At 75.3% G+C, this 5,429-nt stretch carries 5 protein-coding genes; all 5 read right to left on the bottom strand.

Annotation, left to right across the window (positions count from 1 at the left end):
* Nucleotides 1-42 precede the first annotated feature (42 nt).
* Nucleotides 43-1,353: a DUF58 domain-containing protein gene (locus GA0115242_RS06805; RefSeq protein ID WP_093825549.1), complete on the bottom strand. Its 1,311-nt coding sequence runs from the start codon at nucleotides 1,351-1,353 to the stop codon at nucleotides 43-45.
* The gene (locus GA0115242_RS06810; protein ID WP_093825551.1) at nucleotides 1,353-2,342 is read right to left on the bottom strand and encodes an AAA family ATPase; all 990 of its coding nucleotides are present in this window, start codon (nucleotides 2,340-2,342) and stop codon (nucleotides 1,353-1,355) included. The genes GA0115242_RS06805 and GA0115242_RS06810 overlap by 1 nt, the downstream gene beginning before the upstream one ends.
* Nucleotides 2,342-3,544, bottom strand: coding sequence for a DUF4350 domain-containing protein (locus GA0115242_RS06815; RefSeq protein WP_093825553.1), 1,203 nt, complete (start codon nucleotides 3,542-3,544; stop codon nucleotides 2,342-2,344). Before GA0115242_RS06815 ends, GA0115242_RS06810 begins: the two co-directional genes overlap by 1 nt.
* Nucleotides 3,541-4,332: a DUF4129 domain-containing protein gene (locus GA0115242_RS06820; RefSeq protein WP_093825555.1), complete on the bottom strand. Its 792-nt coding sequence runs from the start codon at nucleotides 4,330-4,332 to the stop codon at nucleotides 3,541-3,543. The genes GA0115242_RS06815 and GA0115242_RS06820 overlap by 4 nt, the downstream gene beginning before the upstream one ends.
* 4 nt (nucleotides 4,333-4,336) lie before the next feature.
* On the bottom strand, nucleotides 4,337-5,429 hold a 1,093-nt coding region (locus GA0115242_RS06825; RefSeq protein WP_093825557.1), incomplete at its 5' end, for a glycerophosphoryl diester phosphodiesterase membrane domain-containing protein.

A 5,429-nucleotide genomic window follows, 5' to 3' on the forward strand; every position in this document is an offset into this window, starting at 1 on the left:
TCACAGTGAATTCAGGGGCTCCTCGCGGAGCCCCTTTGTCGTTCATAGGCGGCCGGCCGCCTTCAGCGCGAGGTAGGCGTCCGCCAGCGCGGGCGCCAGCTCGTCCGGGGGCGCGTCGACCACCGTCACGCCGTGTCTGCGGAGTTGTTCCGCGGTGCGGTGGCGTTCGCTCTGGGCCTGGGCCGCCGCAGCGGCCTCGTAGACGGCCTCCACGTCCCCGCGGGCCTGGGACATCCGCGCGATGTACGGGTCCGCCACCGAGGCCAGCAGGACCGTGTGGCGCTGCGTGAGCTGCGCGAGCACCGGGAGCAGGCCCTCCTCGACGGGGGCCGTGTCCAGGCTCGTCAGGAGCACGATCAGGGAGCGTCGGGGAGCGGTGCGCAGCGCTGTCGAGGTGAGACCCCGGGCGTCCAGTTCGACCAGCTCGGGTTCCAGCGTCGCCATCGCGGTGACCAGGGAGGGGAGGACGTCGCGGGCGGTCCTGCCCTGTACCAGGGCGCGTACCCGGCGGTCGTGGGCCAGGAGGTCCACGCGGTCCCCGGCGCGGGACGCCAGCGCGGCGAGGAGCAGGGCCGCGTCCATGGAGGCGTCGAGGCGGGGGATGTCGCCGACCCGGCCCGCCGACGTGCGTCCCGTGTCCAGGACCACGAGGATGTGCCGGTCCCGCTCGGGGCGCCAGGTACGGACCGCGACCGTGGAGTGGCGGGCGGTCGCGCGCCAGTCGATCGAGCGGGTGTCGTCCCCGGGGACGTACTCGCGCAGGCTGTCGAACTCGGTGCCCTCGCCGCGGGTGAGGACGCTGGTGCGGCCGTCGAGTTCGCGGAGGCGGGCCAGCTTCGCGGGCAGGTGCTTGCGGCTGGTGAACGGCGGCAGGACGCGCACCGTCCAGGGGACGCGGTGGGTGCCCTGGCGGGTGAAGAGGCCGAGCGGGCCCGCGGAGCGGATCGTGACGCGGTCCGAGACACGGTCGCCGCGGCGGGTCGGGCGGAGCCGGGTCGTGGCGCGACGGCGTTCGCCCGCGGGCACCGTCAACCGGTGACGGGAGGCCGCCACCTCGGTTCCCGGCTGCCAGCTGCTGGGCGGCCAGGCGTCGCGGAGCTGGGCGCGCAGCGGACGGCCCGACGGGTTGGTGACGGTGAGGGTGACGTCCGCCGTCTCGCCCAGTCGCGCCGAGGTGTCCCCCGAGCGGGACAGGCCGAGTCGGCGCACCGGGGCGGCCAGCGCGAAGTCGCACAGGCAGGCCGCAGCCAGGGGCGCGTTCACGGCCAGGATGCCCGTCCAGCTCGGGTCCAGGATGCCGACGGGGATCGAGCCGAGGGCCGCGAGGAGTGCGGCGCGACCGGTGAGCGCCATCAGCGGGGGACGGGGACGTGGGCGAGGATCGCGTTGATGACGGAGTCCGCCGTCACGCCCTCCATCTCGGCCTCCGGGCGCAACTGGACGCGGTGGCGGAGGGTGGGCAGGGCGAGGGCCTTCACGTCGTCCGGGGTCACGTAGTCGCGGCCGGTGAGCCAGGCCCACGCGCGTGCCGTGGAGAGCAGGGCGGTGGCGCCGCGCGGGGAGACGCCCAGGGTGAGGGACGGGGACTCGCGGGTCGCGCGGCAGATGTCCACCACGTAGGCGGTGATCTCGGGGGAGAGGGTCGTCTTGGCGACGGCCGCGCGGGCGGCCTCCAGGTCGGCGGGGCCCGCGACGGGGCGCACGCCGGCGGCCTTGAGGTCGCGCGGGTTGAAGCCGTCGGCGTGGCGGGTGAGGACGTCGATCTCGTCCTGGCGGGAGGGCAGTGGGATCGTCAGTTTCAGGAGGAAACGGTCCAGCTGGGCCTCGGGGAGGGGGTAGGTGCCCTCGTACTCGACCGGGTTCTGGGTCGCCGCGACCAGGAACGGGTCGGGCAGCGGACGCGCGGTCCCGTCCACGGTGACCTGGCGCTCCTCCATGGCTTCGAGGAGGGACGACTGGGTCTTCGGCGGGGTGCGGTTGATCTCGTCGGCCAGCAGCAGGTTGGTGAAGACCGGGCCGGGCTGGAAGGAGAACTCGGAGCTGCGGGTGTCGTAGACGAGGGAGCCCGTGATGTCGCTCGGCATCAGGTCCGGGGTGAACTGGACGCGCTTGGTGTCGAGTTCGAGCGCGGATGCCAGCGCCCTGACGAGCAGCGTCTTGGCGACGCCCGGGACGCCTTCCAGGAGGACGTGGCCGCGGCAGAGCAGGGCGACGACGAGGCCGGTCACGGCGGGATCCTGGCCGACCACGGCCTTGGCGATCTCGGCGCGCAGGGCCTCCAGGGAGGCGCGGGCGCCGCCCTGGTCCCCGGTGGGCCCGGCGTTGTCAGTGGTCGGGTCCATCATGGACGGCGTACCTCTCTTTCGAGGGCGTCGAGTTGGTCGGTGAGGAGGACGAGGGCCTTGTCGTCGCCGGGCGGCGGTCCGAAGAGGAGGGTCGGCAGGGTCGTCCGGCCGTCGCCGTGGAGGTGGGCGGACAGGGCGGGGAGCAGGGCCTCGGGCGTGTGCGCCTGGGAGACGGGGACGCCGACGAGGGGGGCGAGGCGGGTGCGGGTGGCGGAGCGCAGAGCGGTCGCGGCGCGGTCGCGGGCGTTGGCCTTGCGGTAGAGGCGGGCGCGGCCTTCGGCGGTCTCGGAGGCGCGGATCGCCACGGGGAGGCGTTCGGGCACCAGCGGGCCGAACCTGCGGGCCCGCCAGAGGGCGGCGAGTCCCGCCGCCACGAAGAGTTGCAGCGTGGCCCAGAGCCAGCCCCCGGGCAGCAGGTCCATGAAGTCCTTCTCGTCGTCCGTGCCGGTGGCCGACGTGTCGGAGAGCGAGGGGAGGTACCAGACCAGATGCGGGCGGGAGCCGAGGAGTTGGAGGGCGAGCGAGGCGTTGCCCTGCTGGTCGAGGCGTTCGTTGAGGAGGATGTCGGGCGCCCCGAGGACGACGGTGTCGCCGTCGCCGGTGCTGTCCGGGACGCGCAGCAGGGTGGCCAGGCGCTGGCTGGGGTAGCAGGTGTCGGCGCCCAGGTGGGTGGTGGTGTAGCGGAGGCCGCCGGTGTCGGCGGGGCCCGCGCGGCGGGCGGCGGGCAGGTCGCATCGCGGGGGGCGCGCGGAGACGTCGCTGGTGGCGGGGTCGGCGGTGACGTCGGGGACCAGGCGTTCCACGGAGGCGCTGCCCGGGGCGACGAGGACGGTGCGTCCGCCGGAGCCGTCGAGTGCCGTGCGCAGGCTGGTCTGCTGGCTCTGCGTCAGCAGGTCGGGGACGGCGATCAGGACGGTGGTGTCCGGGCCCGCGGCGGCACGGGCCCGGTCCAGGCCGGCGACCACGCGGGTGGAGACACCGCGGTCGGCGAGGAGTTCGGCGACGGCGCGGCTGCCGTAGGGGTCGGCGGAGCGCGGGTCGAGGGCGCCGTGGTGGGCGTCCGAGCGGACGACGGCGATCGTGACGGCCGTCGCCAGCAGGACCACGGCGGCGAGGACGACGCCCCGCGCGCGGGTCCACACCTGGCGGACGCCGGGCGCGGCCGAGGTGGTCGGGGGCGCGGCCTCGGTGGCGGTCATCCGGCGGCCCCCTGGTGGGCGTGGGGGGTCGTGCCGTCGGCGAGGCGGGGCCTGGCGCCTTCGAGGTCGCCGTCGAGGTCGGCGAGGCGCCGGTACGACGTCTGGGTCGCGCTGCGTCCGCCGTACGTGACGTCGTCGAAGTCCCGGGCGGCGGCGCGCAGTCGGTCCGCGTGCAGGGGCAGCGGGCCGCCCGCGGCGGCGGCCGCCTCGTCGGCGGTGCGGCCGGGGCGGACATCGAGGACGGCGCGTTCCTCCAGGGACCGGACGATGGCGCGCATCCGCTCCTGGACGGCCGGGTTCCAGTGGCCCTGGGCGGCGTGCGCCTCGGCGGCCGCGCGGTGTTCGGCGGCGCTGCGGGGGCGGTCGTCGAAGAGGACGGCGGCCGAGACGGGGCTGCGGCGCGGGGTGCCCAGGCGCCACCACAGGGCGCCGAGCACGGCGAGCACCGCGACGATGACGACGACCAGGCCGAGCGTCCCGCCGGGGGTGGCCGACGAGGCCGTCCGGAGCAGGTCGGAGATCCAGTCCCAGACGGTGTCGAGGGCGCGTTCGACCAGGGAGGGGTCGTTCTCGTGGTACATGCCCTTGGAGAGTTCGCGGCGGGCCGCCTCCCGCGCGGGATCGCGGGGGACGGTCAGCGGCGGTGCGTCGCCCGAGGCGGTCAGGCGCAGCGGTGCCAGGGACCGTACGGCCCGGTCCGCGGCGCGGGTCAGGACGCGCGCGGCCGGTTCGGCGGCCGTCGGCAGGGCTGCCGGTGCCGTGGTGAGAACTCCCCCCGCCAGGCTCACCGGGTCATCCTCCCGCGCCGGTCTCGGTGCCGTAGCCCTGGACGCCCGCCGCGCGGGCCAGTTCGAGGTCGAGGGCCTCGCGGCGGATGCGCTGGTCGACGTAGAGCAGCACGGTCACGCCCGCGGTGATCGGGAACGTGATCATGGAGCCGATCACCGAGCCGATGCCGCTGACGACGAGGAACGTCCAGCCGAGTCCGGCGTTCTCGTCCAGGAGGCTGACGACGCCGTCGCCGCCCGCCAGCGCCCCGAAGAAGGTGAAGGGCAGGCCGACGATGGACGAGACGAGGTTCGCGATGATCGTCGCGAGGAGCTGGATGCCGAAGACGCGCCACCAGGAGCCGCGGACGAGCTTCGTGGAGCGGCGCATCGAGGTGCCGATGCCCTGCTTCTCCAGCATCAGGGTGGGCGAGGCCAGCGAGAAGCGGACCATCAGCCAGACGGCGACGACACCGCCCGCGAGGCAGCCGACGCCGACGAGCGCGGCTCCCGCGGTGCCCGAGCCCGCGGCGGCGACGACGATGCCCGGCACGGCGCCGACCACGATCAGTCCGAACGTGATGACGAGCAGCAGGACGATCAGCCCGAAGAGCCGCGGCAGCTGGGGGCGGGCGTCGCGCCAGGCCTCGCCGGTGGTGACCGGCCTGCCGAGCACGGCCCGGCTGGTGACGGTGGTGAGCAGCGCGGTCGCGGCGACGGTGCCGATGAGGGCGATCACGGAGATGGCGCCGAAGCCGATCAGCATGCTCCCCATCGCGCGGAAGACCTCGCGGGGGGAGACGTCCGGGTCGTCGAGGTTCACCGTGCGCGAGACGTCGTTGAGGACGAGGCCCTGGAAGAGGATGACGACGACCTGGGTGACGACCGCGATGGTGAGCGAGATGCCGAGGACGGTGCGCCAGTGGACGCGCATGGTGGAGACGGCGCCGTCGAGGATCTCGCCCACGCCCAGCGGGCGCAGCGGGATCACGCCGGGCTTGGCGGCGGGCGGCGGGCCGCCCCAGGGGCTTCCCCAGCCGCCCGCGGGCCCGGGGCCGCCGTAACCGCCCTGGCCTGCTCCCCAGCCGCCCGCGGGGCCGGTGGGGGGCGTGCCGCCC

The sequence above is a fragment of the Streptomyces sp. SolWspMP-5a-2 genome (genome assembly GCF_900091845.1).
Taxonomy (GTDB): domain Bacteria; phylum Actinomycetota; class Actinomycetes; order Streptomycetales; family Streptomycetaceae; genus Streptomyces; species Streptomyces doudnae.